At 66.1% G+C, this 18155-nt stretch carries 15 protein-coding genes; 7 read left to right on the top strand and 8 right to left on the bottom strand.

Annotation, left to right across the window (positions count from 1 at the left end):
* Together AC5RUQ_RS08680 and AC5RUQ_RS08675 are read right to left on the bottom strand one after the other, a co-directional pair.
* The gene (locus AC5RUQ_RS08680; protein WP_493946890.1) at positions 1–828 is read right to left on the bottom strand and encodes a DUF1206 domain-containing protein; all 828 of its coding nucleotides are present in this window, start codon (positions 826–828) and stop codon (positions 1–3) included.
* A 3-nt stretch (positions 829–831) separates the two neighbouring features.
* Positions 832–1122 (bottom strand): hypothetical protein, encoded by a 291-nt coding sequence (locus AC5RUQ_RS08675; protein ID WP_493946889.1) that lies wholly within the window; start codon positions 1120–1122, stop codon positions 832–834.
* Positions 1123–1275: 153 nt separating this feature from the next.
* Between AC5RUQ_RS08675 and AC5RUQ_RS08670 the strand changes: the two genes are divergently transcribed.
* Complete coding sequence (locus tag AC5RUQ_RS08670) at positions 1276–1812, top strand: hypothetical protein (protein ID WP_493946888.1); 537 nt, start codon at positions 1276–1278, stop codon at positions 1810–1812.
* An 87-nt stretch (positions 1813–1899) separates the two neighbouring features.
* On the opposite strand, the gene AC5RUQ_RS08665 is transcribed toward AC5RUQ_RS08670, so the two are convergent.
* From AC5RUQ_RS08665 to AC5RUQ_RS08655, 3 genes are all read right to left on the bottom strand, one after another.
* A complete protein-coding gene (locus tag AC5RUQ_RS08665; protein ID WP_493946887.1) occupies positions 1900–3114 on the bottom strand; it encodes an AI-2E family transporter in 1215 nt (404 codons plus the stop codon).
* A 122-nt stretch (positions 3115–3236) separates the two neighbouring features.
* Positions 3237–3917, bottom strand: a complete 681-nt coding sequence (locus AC5RUQ_RS08660; protein ID WP_493946886.1) for a FadR/GntR family transcriptional regulator — start codon at positions 3915–3917, stop codon at positions 3237–3239.
* A gap of 6 nt (positions 3918–3923) precedes the next feature.
* Complete coding sequence (locus AC5RUQ_RS08655) at positions 3924–5297, bottom strand: MFS transporter (RefSeq protein ID WP_493946885.1); 1374 nt, start codon at positions 5295–5297, stop codon at positions 3924–3926.
* A 143-nt stretch (positions 5298–5440) separates the two neighbouring features.
* Here AC5RUQ_RS08655 and AC5RUQ_RS08650 point away from each other — a divergent pair, with 143 nt between their 5' ends.
* Positions 5441–7012: a CYTH and CHAD domain-containing protein gene (locus AC5RUQ_RS08650; protein WP_493946884.1), complete on the top strand. Its 1572-nt coding sequence runs from the start codon at positions 5441–5443 to the stop codon at positions 7010–7012.
* A gap of 26 nt (positions 7013–7038) precedes the next feature.
* Here AC5RUQ_RS08650 and AC5RUQ_RS08645 read toward each other — a convergent pair whose 3' ends face one another.
* Complete coding sequence (locus tag AC5RUQ_RS08645) at positions 7039–8475, bottom strand: PucR family transcriptional regulator (protein WP_493946883.1); 1437 nt, start codon at positions 8473–8475, stop codon at positions 7039–7041.
* Positions 8476–8631: 156 nt separating this feature from the next.
* Between AC5RUQ_RS08645 and AC5RUQ_RS08640 the strand changes: the two genes are divergently transcribed.
* Both AC5RUQ_RS08640 and gabT read left to right on the top strand, forming a co-directional pair.
* Positions 8632–10062 carry a gamma-aminobutyraldehyde dehydrogenase gene (locus AC5RUQ_RS08640; RefSeq protein WP_493946882.1) on the top strand — a complete coding sequence of 477 codons (1431 nt, stop codon included), beginning with the start codon at positions 8632–8634 and terminating at the stop codon, positions 10060–10062.
* A gap of 81 nt (positions 10063–10143) precedes the next feature.
* Positions 10144–11514: a 4-aminobutyrate--2-oxoglutarate transaminase gene (gene gabT / locus AC5RUQ_RS08635; protein ID WP_493946881.1), complete on the top strand. Its 1371-nt coding sequence runs from the start codon at positions 10144–10146 to the stop codon at positions 11512–11514.
* A 111-nt stretch (positions 11515–11625) separates the two neighbouring features.
* Here gabT and AC5RUQ_RS08630 read toward each other — a convergent pair whose 3' ends face one another.
* Positions 11626–12879 carry an NAD(P)/FAD-dependent oxidoreductase gene (locus tag AC5RUQ_RS08630; protein WP_493946880.1) on the bottom strand — a complete coding sequence of 418 codons (1254 nt, stop codon included), beginning with the start codon at positions 12877–12879 and terminating at the stop codon, positions 11626–11628.
* 39 nt (positions 12880–12918) lie between these two features.
* Positions 12919–13989: an EamA family transporter RarD gene (rarD, locus tag AC5RUQ_RS08625; RefSeq protein WP_493946879.1), complete on the bottom strand. Its 1071-nt coding sequence runs from the start codon at positions 13987–13989 to the stop codon at positions 12919–12921.
* A gap of 84 nt (positions 13990–14073) precedes the next feature.
* Between rarD and AC5RUQ_RS08620 the strand changes: the two genes are divergently transcribed.
* From AC5RUQ_RS08620 to AC5RUQ_RS08610, 3 genes are all read left to right on the top strand, one after another.
* Positions 14074–15072 carry a DNA topoisomerase IB gene (locus AC5RUQ_RS08620; RefSeq protein WP_493946878.1) on the top strand — a complete coding sequence of 333 codons (999 nt, stop codon included), beginning with the start codon at positions 14074–14076 and terminating at the stop codon, positions 15070–15072.
* Positions 15073–15175: 103 nt separating this feature from the next.
* The gene (locus AC5RUQ_RS08615) at positions 15176–16609 is read left to right on the top strand and encodes an FAD-dependent oxidoreductase (protein ID WP_493946877.1); all 1434 of its coding nucleotides are present in this window, start codon (positions 15176–15178) and stop codon (positions 16607–16609) included.
* 111 nt (positions 16610–16720) lie between these two features.
* Positions 16721–18115 carry a GAF domain-containing protein gene (locus AC5RUQ_RS08610; RefSeq protein ID WP_493946876.1) on the top strand — a complete coding sequence of 465 codons (1395 nt, stop codon included), beginning with the start codon at positions 16721–16723 and terminating at the stop codon, positions 18113–18115.
* Positions 18116–18155: the final 40 nt, after the last annotated feature.

Raw genomic sequence — 18155 nt, 5'->3', positions numbered from 1 at the left:
CTACATGCGTCCGAACCGGGACCGGATCAGGGCGAATATCCCGTAAGCAATGAATCCTGCCCCAATGGCGACCAGCACATAGGGACCGAACGGGTGGTCGCGGAGGGCTTTGAGGCCGCCGTCCAGTCCGGTGGACTCCTCCGGACTGTGCTTGGCGGCGGCGATCACAAAGAGCAGGCCGGTGAGGCCCAGAGCGGCGCCTTTGGAGATGTGGCCCGTGACGCCGAGTGTGTCGATGAGCCGCCCGCGACGGGTGCCGTCAAAGTGGAAGAGCTCTTCCTTGAACCCGCGCCGCACGCCCTTGAAGACAAAGTAGATGCCGATTCCGATGATGGTCAGGCCCAGCGCCACCAACGCCCACAGCCCCAGCGGTGTTGCCATCAGCGAGGCGCTGAAGTCCTTCGTGCGTTCACTCGAATCCCCACGCAGTCCCACGGCAAAACCGCCGAAGCTCAACCCCACGCTGGTGTAGGCGACGGCCAGGAAGCCCGATGAGATCAGCTTGGACAGCCGTTCCTTGCGGGGCAGGCGGCGGGCGCGCAGGGTGGCTTCGCTCGCCTGCCACAGCCCCAAACCGACGCACGCCGCGACACAGGCCCACATCACTGCCGGACCCCAGGGGTTGGCGGCCAGTTGCTCTATGGCGCCCGTAGGTTCCGCTTCGCCGGGCTGGCCGAAGGCCACGGCGATGGCAATCGCACCGATAATGACGTGCAGCAGGGCCATCACGGCGAACCCCGTCCGGGCAAGGACGTCCAGGGCGGGATGGTTGGAGGCCTCCTCGACGGCGTCCGCGGCCTGGCTGATGGTGGAATCGCTGTCCGACATCGGTCAGCCGTTCATGGGTCCTTCGGCACGGATCTTCTCAGCGCCTGGTCCTTCGACATGAACTGTGCAGCGGACCACGAGCTTTCCGGGGGCGTTGTCCAGCTCCACGAGGGTGTCATCCGCGCTCAACACCGTGAAAACCTCCGAGCCTGCCACAACGGCCACTCCTTTGGCTTTCGCGGTATCCCGGGCGTTCCCGAATGCTTCGCGCTGAAGCCCTTTCACGTAGCCGTCCTCATTTTCACGGGCGGGGTCTCCGAAGGCCCAGCCGAACAAACTGCCTGTAGTTCCCATGGCGACGATATTACGCGGTCCGTCCGAGCAAGACGGTCTTTCGTAACATTAGTAAGTGTGCTTACCATAGGCGGACCATGACCTTGATGGGACACGGCAAGTGAAGTCCGCAGGCGCGGCATCTCAACCAGTTCAACGTTAGGAATGCACATCATGGCAGGAAATCTCATTGCCCGGTCGGTTCACGATCTGACGGCAGCAGCGTGGTTCGGTGGATCTTTGATGGGTGCCATTGGCCTGAACGGTGCAGCGGCGGCGGCTAAGGACCCGTCCGAGCGCACGCGGCTCTCCAGCGCAGGGTGGATGAAATGGGCACCGTTCCAGACGGCAGCCTTTGCCTCGCACCTGGTGGCGGACCTCGCCATCGCCTGGGAGAACAAGGAGCGCATCGCCAAGCAGGACGGCGTGGCCAGGGACACCGTGATCAAGACTGCGGTGACGGTGGTGGGCGCAGCGGTGACCCTCTACTCCGGGATCCTGGGCAAGAAGGTTGAAAAGCTGGCGGGGGAGGGCGCTGAAGGTGCCACCGAGCCGCGGCCGGGCGCCTCTGACGAGCTCCAGGCTGCCCAGCAGCAGCTCAAGATGCTGCAGTGGGTGATCCCCGCGTTCGCGGGCCTGGTGGTCATCCTCGGTGCCAAGCATGGCGAGATGCAGCGTCCAAAGAACGTCTTTGCAGGGCTCCAAAAGTAGCACTGACGGAACGTAAAAAAGGCTGGCGCACCTGGTTTTCCAGGTGGGCCAGCCTTTTTTATGCGTCTCCAAGCCGGAGTCCGCGGCCTAAATGGGTTTGGTGCCGGCCGGTGGAAGGTCCGGGTTCATGTCCTCAAGGTTCGGATCCTCCGCCGTCCACACCTGGATGATGGCCCAGACGACGGCGGCCAGCGGCACGGAAAGCACAGCACCTACGATGCCGGCCAGGATGGTTCCGGCGGTCAACGCCATGAGGATCACAAGCGCATGGAGCTGCAGCGACTTGCCCATAACGATCGGCTGCAGGAGGTCACCTTCGAGCTGGTTGACGGCGATGACTACGCCCACCACGATCAACGCCACCACGGGACCGTTGGCCACCAGTGCCACCAGGGCGGCTAGGATACCGGCAACAGTGGCACCCACCAGCGGGACGAAGGCGCCGATGAAGACGATGAGCGCCAGGGGGAGGGCCAGCGGAACCTGCAGGATCAGCAGTGCGGCCCCAATGGCTACCGTGTCCACCAGTGCCACGATCGCAGTGCCGCGGACGTAGCCGCCAAGCACCTCAAGGGTACGCTTGCCCACGCGGCGCAGCTTTGCCTCGCGTTCCCCCTTGAAGGGGCGGAGGAAAAAGTTCCAGATCTTGGCGCCGTCCTTCAGGAAGAAGAACAAGATGATGATCACCAGGCCTGCGCCGGCAAGGAACTCGGTTACCACGGACAGTCCGGTGATGGCGCCGGAACGGACCTGGCTGCTGGTGGCAAACTGGATGATGCCCTCACGGGCCTGGTCCAGTTGCTCCTGCTCGATGGGGACGGGGCCGGTGAGCAGGAACCGCTCCAGCTCGTCCAGCCCGGAAGCAGCCTGCTGCGCCAATTCCCCCCACTGGTTGCGGACGGAGTAGTAAATGACTGTGCCAACGCCACCCAGCACCAGCAGGAGCCCGATGAAAGCGATGCCGGTTGCCAGCCCGCCGCGCAGCCCGCGACGGCGAAGCATATTGACGAACGGGCCGATGGCCGCCGCCAGGATGAGTGCGATCAATATCGGTATCACCAGGAGCTTGATCTGCATCAGGGCATAGACCAACACCACAGCGACTGTCAGGATCAGCAGGATCTGTGCTGAGCGGATGCCCACCCTGCCCAGCCCGTCTGCCCACAGTGCGCCGGGCGGCTTGGGTTCCTGTTTCCTGGCGACGGTTGCCGGGGCCTGCTGCTGCAGGGCCGAGTCGGCAGGTGCGGGCGGCGGGGTGTCGCTGTCCGGCCCGTGGTCGGTTACGCGTATTGCTCTCGCCATGGGGACTCCTTATCTCGGCGGGTGCCCTGGCGCAGCGTATACGCGGCAGGGATACTACCTTTCTCAGATAGTAAGCCTACTGACCGATTTGGGAGGCGTGAAACCCCGAAGCAAAAAGCGAACTAGGCCGCGAGCCACTCCGCGCAGGAGTTCAGGTTTGCGTTGACGGTGGCGACGGCGGCGTCCTCGTTGCGCTGCTCAATGGCTGCCAGCAGGAGGTCGTGCCCCTCGTGCTGGAGTCCGTCGAATCCCGGCCGGCGCAGTTGCCTGAGCAGGTCCTCATGGACAACGGCACCGAAGCTGACGTACAGCTCGTGCAGCAGGGGATTGCCCGATGCCTGGGCCACCCGCTCGTGGAAGCCCCAGTCCGCCCGGGCCCAGGCCTGGTAGTCCTCTGAGTTCCACGCTTCGGTCCGGTCGGTGAGGAGGGCGCGCAGGGCCGCGACGTCGTCTGCTGTTGCGTTCCGCGCCGCCAGCCGGGCTGCCTGGGTGTCCAGGCCGAGCCGGACTTCCAGGATGTGGGCCTCGGTGTGGTCCTGGTACATGCGGCGGGCCGCACCGGAGATCTCGCTGGTTGCTCGGACGTACGTGCCGTCGCCGCGGCGGACTTCCAGCATGCCGCTGTGGGCGAGCGCCTTGATGGCCTCGCGGAGGGTGCCGCGCGAGACGCCCAGGTCAGCCATCAGTCCGGGTTCGGACGGGATGCGCTGGTGGAGGGGCCACTCGCCGGACTGGATCATGGTCCGCAGCTTCGCGGTGACTTCGTCCGCGAGCGGCGGGCGGTGTGAGGGGCTCAGTGCCATGGTGGCCTACTTCCTCTTCCCTGCCACGCGGCCGGCGGTGCTGCCGGCAGCGCCGGAAGGACTGGCGGCGGCTGTGCCGGGAACGCTCCGGATCATCGCGCCCCCGGTGATCAGGTGTGCCACCACAATCTGCACCAGCGCCAGGGCCAGCAGTAGGGCGAGGGGCAGGGTCCAGCCGCCGGTGGCGCTGTGCAGGAGGCCCATCCCGAACGGGCCGGTGGTCGCGAGCAGGTAGCCAGTGGACTGGGCCAGCGTGGACAACGCGGTGGTTTCGGCCGTGCTCGCGCCGCTGCGGCTGATCATCACCATCACCAGCGGGAAGATGCCCAGGCCGAAGCCCAGCAGGACGGCGGGAACGATGGCCAGGCCCACCGGCAGGACCAGGAGCAGGGCCAGGCCCACCGCCATGGTGATGCTGACCAGGTAGAACGCGGGGCGCAGCATCCTGGGGCGGGAGCCGATGGCGATGAGCAGCATACCCGCGGGAACGGACACCAACTGCATCAGTCCGAACATCAGCCCGCTCCCGGAGGCGTCCATCCCCATGGTGGTGAGCATGTACGGGAACCAGCTCAGCAGCGCATAGGCCAGCAGTGACTGCAGCGTGAAAATGGCGGTCAGCAGCAGTCCCTTCCTGGTCCGCAGCAGCGGCCAGGGTGACACGTGCCCAGCCGTCGAACGGGTGCTGTTCCGGTGCGCATGCAGAGCTACGGGAAGGAAGCCCAGGAATGCGGCCACGGCCGTAATGCCAATCGCGCCGACGGCTGCTGACGGCGAGCCGAGGGCCTGCGCCAGTGGAACCACAGCGACGGAGGCGACAGTTGCCCCGGTGGTCATGGTCACCGTATAAACGGCCGTCATAAGGGATGTCCGGGAGGCGAAGTGCTCGCGGATGAAGGACGGCATGGCCACGTTGCAGACCGCCAGCCCTGACATCCCCAGCACACTGCCTGCCACCAGCATTCCGGTGGCAGGGATGCCCCGGAGCAGGAGTCCGCCGGCCAGCATGGCCAGGGACAAAAGGATCGCCTTCTCTACACCCAGCTTGCCCGTCAGCCAGGAGGTGCCTGCACCCGCCAGGGCAAAGCACAGGGTGGGGATGGACGGGATGAACGCAGCCACCAGCGGCCCGTAGCCCAGCACCGTCTGCAGGTCATGCAGCAGCGCCGATGCCCCGGTGATGCCTGCCCGCAGATTAAGCCCGATCAGCACCAGGGCAATAACCCCGAAGACGACGGCGGACCGCGGCTTGGTGAGCTTGGTACCTGAGGGAGGTGCGGACGCAGCACGCGCTGGCGACGGCATCTCGGCGGTCACAGGCGAGGCCGCGGTGTAGACGGCGGAAGGCGCGGCAGTAGGAGCGGGGGGAGTGGCGGGCATCTTTCAAGGCTAAAGGTTAGACGTTTGATGTCTCCAGTTTTGTGGCCAAGCTCTCCCGGCCCGTCCTGCCCGGGCAATAGACTTCCACCGAGGGCCGGGACCACCGTAGGGCCCGCTTCCAGAACCAATGCGGAAGGACGGCTGTGGAGGCTTCGCAAGGAATTGAGATCGAAAAGAAATACGACGTCGACAACGACGCCACAGTGCCCGCGCTGGAACAACTGCCCGGCGTTGCCCGCGTGGGAACGCCCCATACCGCTGTGCTGGAGGCTGTCTACTTCGACACCGCCCGGCACGCGCTCGCATCCCGACGCATCACCCTTCGGCGCCGCACCGGCGGGATGGACGCCGGCTGGCACCTGAAGCTGCCCACGGAAATCCGCACCGGCTCCGGAACAGAACCCCAGCAGCGCCGGGAGCTGCACGCACCGCTGGGCCAGCCCGGCGTCGTACCCGACAGCCTGCTGGCCCGAGTGCAGGCGTACCTCCGCGGAACGGACGTAGCGCCGGTGGTCCGGCTCGAAACGCGGCGGACCACCCATGCGCTCTACGGGGAAGACGGTGTCCACCTGGCCGATCTGGCCGACGACCACGTGGAAGCTACACGCCTGCATCACGGCAGCGCGGACGAACAGCCGCAGCGCTGGCGGGAGTGGGAGCTGGAACTCGTCAACGGCGGACCCGACCTATTTGGCCCCGCTGAGCAGCTCCTGGCAACCGCGGGCGCACGCCCCGCCGGCCACGCATCCAAACTCGCGCGGGCACTCGGCAGCGCTGCCGGCGGGAGCGGAGAGCCGGAGAAGGAAAGTCCCCTCGCGCTCCTGGCCGGAAAGAAGGCCCCCGCAGCCGCCGTCGTCACCGTCTATCTGGCGGAACAGCTGGGCCAACTCTTCGCCGGGGATGCCGCGGTGCGGCTGGAAGAGCCCGAGGCCGTCCACGATATGAGGTCCGCGACCCGGCGGATCCGCTCGGTGCTGGCCGCCTACCGGAAGCTTTACCGGGCCGTCCCGGTGCGCCGCCTTCGGGATGAACTTAGCTGGCTGGGCCACCTGTTGGGCGAACCCCGCGACGCCGAGGTCCTGCTGGGCCGGCTGCGGGGCCACCTTGACGAGCTGCCGCCGGGCGAGGGCACGGATGCAGCACGGGAACAGGTGGAGCGCAAGGCCGGTGCTGCCTACGACGCCGGATACCGCCGGCTTCAAGAGGCGCTGCGGTCGGACCGCTATTTTCGGCTGCTGGACGATTTTGAGCTTTTCTGCCGCCAGCCGCCGGTGCTGTCACAGGCCGTGGCTCCTGGGCGGACCGTCGCCGCAAAAGCGGTGGAAAAGTCTGCCCGCCGGCTGCGCCGCTCGCAGAAGGCTGCAGGGCACGCCCGGCGCGGGATGGCCCATGAAAACGCACTCCACCAGGTGCGCAAGGACGCCAAACGGCTACGCCATGTGGCCGAGTCGGCGGGGCTGGTGCGGGGCAAACGCGCCCGGAGGGTGGCCAAGGCTGCCCACCGGCAGCAGAGGATCCTGGGCGACTTCCATGACGCCGTGATTGCGCGGAACCTGCTGCAGACACTCGAAGCGGGCCGTGCGCTGCCCCAGACCACGGCCGAGGCCCTGGCCGCGCTGCGGGCCCGCCAGGCGGAACTGATGACCGCGGCCGAGGCCAAGTACCGCAAAGCCCGCAAGAAGTCCCGCGGCCTGCTGAAGCCCCGCGTCATCTAGTCCCCACCCGCACCCTAGACGGGCGGCTACTTGCCCTGGCGTGCGGACAGCCGGGCCACCGCCAGTGCCAGCCACAGCTGGACGCGGTCGGTGGTGACGGCGGGATCGTAGCCGGTCAGTTCGGTGATCTGCGCCAGCCGGTACCGGACCGTGTTCCGGTGCAGGGTGAGTTCCTCGGCGACGGCGGCCACGGAGCCGTTGTTATTGAGGTAGCTTTCCAGCGTGGTCATCAGCTCCGCACCATGGGCCGCATCGAACGTCCGGAGTGGATTGAGGGACTCGTGCGCCATGTCGGCCAGCGGCACATCCTCGCTCGCCAGCAGCAGCGACGTCAGGCTCAGCCGCTCCGGCTCATTGACGGGCAGCCCGTGGCTCGCCGCGTCACGCGCCTCGAAGTAACTCCAGCGCAGGCCGTTCGGTTTGGTGTACGCGCCGCCGATGCCGATGGTCGCATGGATGCCCGCCTCGGCCAGATGGTCGCTCAACTTCCGCGCCAATGACGGCGCCGCGCCGCCGTCGTCATTCAATACCAGCACCAGGTCCTTGCCCACGACGGCGGCAACCGCCTTCTCCAGTTCCCGCGGCACCGAGGTGCTCACCAGGGCCTTGTGGTGGGCTGCGGAGACGGCCAGCAACACGACGTTCTTGCGGGTGCTGTTTACGCCGACGCCGGCCAGCCTGCGCTGGGCCTCACTGGTTTCCAGCGCCCCGTGGATCACATCCTCCAGCACCTGCCCGCACAGGGCACGCTCCGCCTGGCGCTGCTTGACCATGTTGTTCAGTTCAACGCTGATCAGGTTCTGGGCATACCCGATGATGCCGGTGTCCTCGAAGGGCTTGCGGACCCAGAGCGTGCAGGCGTCGCGCCGGCCGGTGGGGATGGGGTAGGAGGCCCAGGTGTCAGCCTGCGGCGTGTCCTTGCTGCTGTTGTACAGCTGGGCCGTGAACTGCGTGAGGACAATGTCCGCCCGGAGCATGCCGCCCAGGTGCTTCAACAGCGCGGCCAGGCCGCCGCCCGTCAGCAGGGCACGGGCCAGCACCTGGTGTCCTGCGATCAGCCGCTCCAGCTTCGCGTAGTGGTCAGCGGACTGGGCATCCGCCACCAGCTTGCCGATGGCGATGAACGGCGTCTCGTACGGGACCTCCACCACGGGCAGGCCCCAGCGGTTCGCCTCGGCGAGCAACGCCGGCGGGACTGCCTCGTGGGAAAGGCCCACACCAAAACCGATACCGACGGCACCGGCCCGCTGCACCTGCCGGACGAACCGCCGCTGCTCGGGCGCGGACTTCAGCCGCAGGCCGGTGGTCAGGATGAGCTCACCGCCGTTGATGAACCGCTGCGGATCCTCCAGCTCGGTCACCGCCACCCAGTTGATGTCCTGGTGCCACGTCGTCTCGGCAACCCCTGCCTTGGACAGGTTCAGGGATTTGACACCCAAGAGGGCAGCAAGGGAAATGGCCATGGACCAAGGATAAACGGCCGCTAGTCAACCGCACTAAAAAGCAGCAGAAAGGGTGTGCAGGTGGCTATTCACGGCGCAGGAGTGCTGGCATAGGCTCAAGGCAGTCAAATCCATCCGCCTTGCCGCCGATGGCCCCCAGGAAAGAGGTTGCACACCGTGGTCCACACCTTGCAGAACTTCATCAACGGGACGTTTGTCACGCCTGCCGGCACCGGCACGCTGGACATCGTCAATCCCACCAACGGTGACGTTGTGGCGCACTCGCCCATCTCCGTCCAGGAAGACGTTGACGCGGCCATGGCAGCCGCCAAGGAGGCCTTTAAGAGCTGGAAGCACGTCACGCCGGGCCAGCGGCAGCTGATGCTGCTCAAGCTCGCAGATGCCATCGAGGCCAACAGCGACGAACTGGTGGAGGCACAGCACCGCAACACCGGGCAGGTGCGTTCCCTGATCGCCTCGGAGGAAATTGCCGCCGGAGCTGACCAGCTGCGCTTCTTCGCCGGAGCCGCGCGGATCCTTGAAGGCAAGTCCGCCGGTGAGTACTTCGAGGGCCACACCTCCTACGTCCGCCGGGAACCCATCGGCGTCGTGGCCCAGGTTGCCCCGTGGAACTACCCGTTCCTCATGGCCATCTGGAAGATCGGCCCTGCGCTCGCAGCGGGAAACACCGTAGTGCTCAAGCCCTCGGACACCACCCCCGAGTCCACCCTGGTCCTGGCCCGCCTCGCCGGTGACATCCTGCCGGCTGGCGTCCTGAACGTAGTGCTCGGGACCGGCAAGACCGGCGCCATGATGGTGGATCACAAGGTCCCGGGACTCGTGTCCATCACCGGCTCCGTCCGCGCCGGCATCGCCGTCGCCTCCGGTGCTGCCAAGGGCCTCAAGCGCGCCCACCTGGAGCTGGGCGGCAAGGCTCCGGCCATCGTCTTCAAGGACGCCGACATCAAAAAGAGCGCCGCAGCGATTGCCGAGTTCGCTTTCTTCAACGCCGGCCAGGACTGCACGGCCATCACCCGCGTGCTGGTGGAGGAATCCGTGCACGACGACGTGGTGGCAGCCATGGTGGAACACACCAGGACCCTCCGCACGGGTTCCCAGAACGACGAAGACAACTACTTCGGCCCGCTGAACAACGTGAACCACTTCAACCAGGTCACCTCCGTGGTGGAAAGCCTGCCCGCTCACTGCAGGATCGAAACCGGCGGACACCGGGCGGGGGAGAAGGGCTTCTTCTTTGAGCCCACCATCATCACAGGTGCGAAGCAGTCGGACAGCATCGTCCAGCAGGAAACGTTCGGCCCTGTCATTACCGTGCAGAAGTTCAGTACGGAGCAGGAAGCCGTGGAGCTGGCTAACGACGTTGACTACGCCCTGGCCTCCAGCGTATGGACGTCCAACCACGGCACCGCCATGCGACTGAGCCGCGACCTGGACTTCGGTGCAGTCTGGATTAACACTCACATCCTGCTCACCGCCGAGATGCCCCACGGCGGCTTCAAACAGTCCGGCTATGGCAAGGACCTCTCCATGTACGGCGTCGAGGACTACACGCGCATCAAGCACGTGATGTCTGCGCTCGACGCCTAATCCCCACCGGCCCCTCACCTCGCTCCGCTTCGGCCAAGGAACTCCGCCGGCGTGGCCCCACCCAGCAAGGAAAGAATCATCATGACCACCACCGCATCAGACATCACCTTCCGCCTGGAGCAGAAGCGGCGCGTCCAGGCCGACTTCCCGGGCCCCAAGTCGCTGGCCTTGGCGGAGCGGCGCAAAGCCGTGGTCGCCGCGGGCGTCGCGTCTGGCGTTCCCGTTTACGTTGCAGACGCCGACGGCGGCGTTATCCACGACGTGGATGGCAACTCCTTTATTGACCTGGGTTCAGGCATTGCCGTGACCAGCGTTGGAGCCTCCGATCCCGCCGTCGTGGGCGCCGTGAAGGAAGCCGTGGAGCACTTCACGCACACCTGCTTTATGGTTACCCCCTACGAAGGCTACGTGGCCGTCGCCGAGCAGCTGAACCGCCTCACCCCGGGCGACCACGAAAAGCGCACCGTCCTGTTCAACTCCGGTGCCGAGGCAGTGGAGAACGCCATCAAGGTGGCCCGCCTGGCCACCGGGCGCGACGCCGTCGTGGCGTTCGACCACGCCTACCACGGCCGCACCAACCTCACCATGGCACTGACCGCCAAGGCCATGCCGTACAAGACCAACTTCGGGCCGTTCGCACCCGAGGTCTACCGCATGCCCATGAGCTACCCGTACCGCGAGGAAAACCCGGAGATCACCGGTGCCGAGGCCGCCAAGCGCGCCATCACCATGATCGAGAAGCAGATCGGCGGAGACCAGGTCGCCGCGATCATCATCGAGCCCATCCAGGGTGAGGGCGGCTTCATCGTCCCGGCCGAGGGTTTCCTCCCCGCACTGGCCGAATGGGCCAAGGAGAAGGGCATCGTCTTCATCGCCGACGAAGTCCAGTCCGGATTCTGCCGCACCGGCGAATGGTTCGCCGTCAACCACGAAGGCGTCATCCCGGACATCATGACCCTGGCCAAGGGAATCGCCGGCGGCATGCCGCTCTCCGCCATCACCGGCCGGGCGGACCTGCTCGACGCCGTCCACCCCGGCGGCCTGGGCGGTACCTACGGCGGCAACCCGGTAGCGTGCGCTGCGGCGCTGGCCTCCATTGGCACCATGGAGGAGTACGACCTTGCCGGCCGTGCCCGCCACATTGAGTCCCTGGCCACCACGAGGCTCCGCGAGCTGCAGACCGAGCTGGCCGGTACCGGCTCGGGCGTGATCGGTGATATCCGCGGCCGCGGCGCTATGCTGGCCATCGAACTGGTCCAGGCCGGCTCCAAGGAACCGAACCCGGAACTGACCAAGGCTGTTGCGGCCGCGTGCCTCAAGGAAGGCGTCATCATCCTGACCTGCGGCACCTACGGCAACGTGATCCGGCTCCTGCCGCCGCTGGTCATCACCGATGAACTGCTGAACGACGGCCTGGACGTCCTGTCCGCCGTCATCAAGGCCAACGCGTAACGCCGGCCACACAGAGTTAGCGTCCCCTCGCAACGGCGCAAACAAACCCTGAGGCCCCGGAACAACCGTTCCGGGGCCTCAGGGTTTAACCAGCGATCTGCTCTCACGCCGTTATCTGGCGTCGTTGTCCGGTCCGCCGATGACCACCTGCGCCGGGCTGTGCAGGACGTACCCGTTGAGCCAGGAAAACAGGGCCCGGACTTTCTGCTGGAATCCGGACAGGAGGGCGAGGTGCACGAGGAGCCAGGACACAAAAGCCAGTGAACCCTGAAGCTGAACGCGCTTCCGGCCGAGCTCAGCGACGGCGGCGCCCCGGCCAACCATGGCCATGTATCCCTTGTCCGTGTAGCGGAAAGGCTGCCGGGTACCGCCGTGCAGGTCCGCGTAGACGTTGCGGGCAGCCCACTTTCCCGCCTGCTGGGCCACAGAGCCAAGCTGCGGCAGCTTCGCTCCGGTCGAATCGGTGATGTTGGCTGCGTCGCCAACGACGTAGACGCCTTCTGACCCAGGAGCTGTCAGATCCGGGTTGACGTCGATCCGGCCACCTTTGCCCTGCGGAAGCCCCGAGCCGGCGATCAGGTTTCCGGCCTTCAGGCCCCCGGCCCACACAACGACGTCACCCGGGATGTTGGTCCCGTCCGCCAGCGTCACGCCGTCCGCCCGGACTTCGGTCACGCTGACACCCATGTGCAGGTGGACACCGATCTTCGTGAGTCGCCGGCGGGTATATTCCTGGGACTTTGACGAGAACATGGTCAACACCGTCGGGACCATGTCCACCAGGTGCACGCGGCACCGTGCCGCGAGGTCCGGAGAAAAATACTTGCTCACCACGAATTTGATGTTCTCCGCCAGGGCTCCGGCGGTCTCGACGCCGGTAGGACCGCCACCGACCACCACCATGTCCACCGCGGAGCCGGGCTCCCTGTCGGCCCGGTCCAGCAGGCGCGTCACGCTGGTTCCCAGGCGGGTGGCGTCCGTGACCGAATACAACGGGAAGGCATGTTCTTCCGCGCCGGGGGTATTGAAAAAGTTGGGCACGGCGCCGACGGCAATCACCAGGGCCTGGGCCTGGAAGGTGTCACCCTCGGCGGTGGTGACAGTGTGGTCCACGGCATCGATTGCGGCCACGTCCGCGGTCAGGACCCGCACGTTTCGAAGCCGCCTAAAAACGGACCGAATGGGCCGGGCAATGGCAGAGACGCCGATCTGCGATGTGGCCACCTGGTACAGCAGGGGCTGGAACTGGTGGTAGTTGTTCGAGTCAATAAGCAGGACGCGCACGCCTTTGCGGCCAAGTTCCTTCGCTGCCGCTATGCCGGCAAATCCGGCCCCGATCACGATGACCTGATATGAGTCCTCCATCCGAGCAACCTACTCCACAGAGGTTCCCGGCAACAGTGCTTAGGAGGATTTCAGTGTGGCTTTGCTCCGCCGCCGGGCTACTGACGTTTTGCGTGCGGTCCGCAGCATGTCCACCGTCAGGACCAGCAATGCCACCCAGACCACTCCGAACCCAATCCACCGGTCGAGGGTCATCGCTTCCTTGAACACCACGAGGGCGAGGACAAACTGCAGCAGGGGTGCGAAGTACTGGAGCAGCCCGATAGTGGTCATGGGGAGCCTGCGCGCCGAGGCCCCAAAGAACAGCAACGGAACCGCGGTGATGACACCGGAGGCCAGCAGGAGCCAGAAATGACCAGGGCCCTGGGTGGTGAGGGTCGCCGTTCCGGTTAGGGCGAGGTAGACCATGGTCACCGCCGCGAACGGGGCCAGCACCATGGTTTCCACGCTGAGGCTGGTGACGGCGTCCACCCTGGGCCCAACACGTTTCTTGACGAAGCCGTAGAGGCCAAAGCTGAAGGCCAGCGTCAGGGCGATCCACGGCAGCTTGCCGTACGAATAGGTCAGCACCCCCACCGCAACAAACCCGATGCCTACCGCCGCCCACTGGAGCGGGCGGAGCTTTTCCTTCAGCACAAACACGCCCAGCAGGACCGACACCAGAGGGTTGATGAAGTAGCCGAGGGAGGCCTCCACTGCCTGGCCGGTGGTCACTCCATAGGTGTAGGTCAGCCAGTTGACGGCGATCAGGAACGCGGCCAGGGCCAGGGAACCAAACACGGCGCGGTTCCGCAGTGCGCCGGCCAGAGCGGCCCATGAACGGGTGACGGTGATCAGCAGCGCGCAGAACAGCAGCGACCACACCACGCGGTTCGCCACGATTTCCACGGCGCCGGCCGGCATCAGGACAAAGAAGTAAAGCGGGAGCAGCCCCCACAGCCCGTACGCCCCGATGCCAAAGAGGATTCCCGCCGTCGTCTCCTTGTCCACCGCCTTGGGAGGCGCGCCCTTGCTGCCTGCCGCTGGCGCTGCCGCTGGAACGGCCGACGTCGGCACGGCTGGCGATGCTTGAGACGCGGACGGAGCAGGGACAGGGGAGGCAGGTCCATCGGGAGAACGCACGACATCCATAACATCAGTTTTAGGGCAGGTATTCCGGCAAATAGTCAGTAGGCTTGCTTTTATGATGTTTGCCGACCGGATGGAGGCCACCCGATGAGACTCCGCCGCAGCAACGCTTTGGGCCGCGGCTACCGCCGTGTCGCCGCAGGCAAGGGCTTCAGCTACAGGGACCTTGATGGTTCAACGCTGCCGCCCGGCCCTGTGCGGGACCGGCTGGAGAGCATCGGAATCCCGCCGGCCTGGACGGACGTGTGGATCGCCCCGTTCGAGAACGGGCACATCCAGGCCACCGGTGTGGACGCGGTGGGCCGGCGGCAGTACATCTACCATCCGGAATGGCGGGAACGGAAGGACCGGGTGAAGTTCAACCGGGCGCTGCAGCTGGCCGAATCGCTTCCCGCCGCCCGCCGGCGGGTCACCATGGACCTGCGCGGCGAAGGGTTCTCCCGCGAGCGCGTCCTCGCTGGAGCCTTCCGGATGCTGGACAGCGGGTCGCTGCGGGTGGGATCCGAACGGTACACCAACGAAAACGGCAGCCACGGGCTCGCCACCCTCCTGTGCGCCCACGTCCAGGTGCGCAAGGACCGGATCCTCCTGAGGTTCCCGGGTAAGAGCGGAAAGGACTGGGAGTCCGAAATCCGCGACGCCGACCTCGCGGCCTTGCTGCGCCTGCTCAAGCGGCGTGGCGCCAATGCCAGGCTCCTGGCGTATAAGGAAGGCCGGCACTGGCGGCCCGTTACCAGCGCCGACATCAATGCCTACGTCAAGGAGCGGACCGGTTCGGACTTCACCGCCAAGGACTTCCGCACCCTGCGCGGCACCGTGGCCGCTGCCGCCAGCTTGGCCCGGACCGGCGCCCAGCGGACAGCCGCCAAACGAAAGCGCGCCATCAGCCGGGCCATGATGGAAGCGTCCGAGGTGCTGGGCAATACGCCGTCGATTGCCCGCAAGAGCTACGTGGATCCCCGCGTGCTGGACCATTACCACGAGGGCGAAACCATCGACCCAAAGCGTCCCGACTCCGCTGAATCGGAGCTGCGGGCGTTGCTCTACCGCGAAGGCAACGTTGTACCACTCGAGAAAAGCGGTTAGCGCCCTGCGTTACAGGCAGCAATATTTCGCGGAAACGGACAATTAGAATAAGTGACTGTGCGCTGCACCTGCCGCGTATCGTCATCGGCCAGAAGGGTTCCAGGTGTCCAACCTCGGCGAAACCACGCCCGCACGTCCCCTCCGCGTAGCAATTGTGGGCGCGGGACCTGCCGGTGTCTACGCTGCGGACATCCTCACCAAGTCCAGGGGTGTCAAGGACGGCGATTTTGAGGTCAGCATCGACCTTTTCGAGGCTTACCCTGCGCCGTACGGGCTGATCCGTTACGGTGTGGCGCCTGACCATCCCAGGATCAAGGGAATCGTCAACGCCCTCCACAAGGTCCTAAACCGTGGAGACATCCGGTTCCTGGGCAACGTGACCTATGGGCGGGACCTCACCCTGCACGATTTCCGTGCGTTCTACGACGCCGTCATTTTCTCCACCGGCGCCGTTAAGGACGCGGATTTGGCCATCCCGGGCATTGACCTGCAGGGCTCCTTCGGCGGGGCGGACTTTGTTTCCTGGTACGACGGGCACCCGGACGTCCCCCGCGAATGGCCGCTGGAGGCCAAGGAAATTGCTGTCATCGGCAACGGCAACGTGGCCCTGGACGTAGCCCGGATGCTGGTGAAGCACCCGGAGGAGCTTCTTTCCACCGAAATTCCGGACAACGTGTACCAGGGGTTGAAGGCGTCGCCGGTCACCGACGTCCACGTCTTTGGGCGGCGCGGCCCGGCCCAGGTGAAGTTCACGCCCCTTGAACTGCGGGAACTTAGCCACATGAACGACGTGGACATCGTGCTCTATCCCGAGGACTTTGAATTCGACGAGGCTTCCGATGAGGCGATCCGGAGCAACAACCAGATCAAGACAATGGTGAACACGCTCACCAACTGGCTGGTGGAGGAGCACACCGAGTCCGAGGACCCGTCGTCCCGGCGCCTGCACCTGCACTTCCTGCACAGCCCGGTAGAGATTTACGACGACGGCGGGTCCGGCAAGGTGGCGGGCATCAAGTTTGAGCGTATGCAGCTTGACGGCACCGGCAACGCCAAGGGCACCGGCGAGTTCATCGAATACCCGGTGCAGGCCGTGTACCGCGCCATCGGTTATCACGGCTCGGCCCTTGATGAGCTGGAGTACGACGCCAAGCGCGGGGTCATCCCCAACGAAGGCGGCCGCGTGCTGGACGCCGAAGGAAACCCTGTCCCGGGGATCTACGCCACGGGCTGGATCAAGCGCGGACCCGTGGGCCTGATCGGCCATACCAAGGGTGACGCCCTGGAAACCATCGGTTTCCTCCTGGAGGACCGGCTCACGCTCCCGCCGGCGCAGAATCCTGATCCGCAGGCCATCATCCACCTGCTGGAAGAGCGCGGCATCGAATACACCACGTGGGAAGGCTGGAACAGGCTTGACGCCCACGAAGCAGCCCTGGGCGCAGCCTGGACCGGGCCGGAAGGCGCTGACCATGTGGTGCGCGAACGCATCAAGGTGGTGCCGCGCGAAGAGATGATCCGCATTTCCCGCGCCTGACCTTCCCCGCCTTTGCTCCCGGATAGGTGGGGGAGGAGGGCCGCGTTAGAATGGCGACCTCCCTTGGCCGGCCGAGATGAAGCCGTGCCCGTAGGCAGCAGCAGGAGTTCAATGAGGAACCTGATACAGCCAGGCCCGGCAGCCGACGCTGAAGCGCGCCAACGTGCCGCCCTCGCCGGGCATGAATACTTGGACAATAGCTTCCGCGACAGCAATTTCCCGGAAAGCACCGTTGCGACGGAGAACCGGGAGCTGCCCGGACTGCGGCAGCTCATCAGGGAGTCGTGGCAGCGGTCGGCAGGCTTCAAGGCCAACCCGGACAACCCCGGAGCCCCGCTGGCCATCGACCGGGACGAGCTGGAGGACTACCGGCGGCAGCACCCACTGGCTGCCGTCATGCCGGTCATCAACAAGCTCCTGGTCCAGCCCAGTCATGACAGCGGATTGCTGGTGGCGGTGGGGGATGAGGTAGGGCGCCTGCTGTGGGTGGAGGGTGACCCCGCTCTTCAGCGGCGTGCCGAGGGCAAGATGTTCGTCCCTGGCGCGGATTGGTCCGAAGCGACCGTAGGCACCAGCGCGCCGGGTACTGCCCTCGCCCTTGGCCGCGGCATCCAGATCGCCGGTCCCGAACACTACCAGCGGGCCGTGCACGCCTGGAGCTGCACGGCTGTTCCGTTTCACGACCCCGACTCCGGAGCGGTCCTGGGAGTCGTGGACATCACTGGCACGGCCACCGCCGTGGCACCGCACACGCTGTCCCTCGTGGAGGCAACGGTGGCTGCCGCCCAGGCGCAGCTGCGTGTTGAACGCCTCCAGCGTGCGGCCGGGGCCACGAGCAGGCCGGAACGACGGCGGTCGCCACGCGCCGCGTCCCGGGCGCCGGGCGAAAGCACGACGGATGGCAGCCTCTACCGGAACAGCCTTCAGCTGCTGGGCCGCGACCAGGCCTTGCTCAGCCTGGGCGGCAGGACCGTTGCACTGTCCGCCCGGCACAGCGAAATCCTCGCCCTGCTGAGCACCCACCCGGGCGGACTCAGCGCCGAGGAGCTCAACCTCCTGCTCTACCGCGGGGATGGTTCCACCATCACGCTCCGCGCCGAAATGGTGCGCCTGCGCAAAGTCCTCCAGCAACTCGAGCCGGATGCCGTTCCGGGTTCCCGGCCGTACCGCCTTCCCCTCGACCTGGTCCCGGACAGCGCCCAGGTGCTGAGCTGCCTGCAGCGCGGCGCCCACCGGATCGCCTTGGAGATTTACCGCGGCGCAGTGCTTCCCCGCTCCGAAGCACCCGGCATTATCGAGCTGCGGAACAAAGTTTCGTCACTGCTGCGGGAAGCAGTCATGACGGACGGCAGCGCCGAGTCGCTGCTTAGGTACGCCAGGCTCCCGGAGGCAAGGGACGACGTCGGCATCCGCCGTGCCGCGCTGCGCCTTCTTCCGCCCCGCTCGCCAAAGCGGGCCGCCGTCGTCGCGGACCTCGAGCGGCTTGACGCCGAACTGGGCACTTAAACGGGCCCACCTGGTCCCGAAGGTTGCAACCTTGCTGCAA

This window comes from Arthrobacter sp. MDT2-3, from assembly GCF_059090465.1.
The sequence above is the reverse complement of the archived record's forward strand: the minus strand, read 5'-3'. Positions and strand labels throughout refer to the sequence as shown.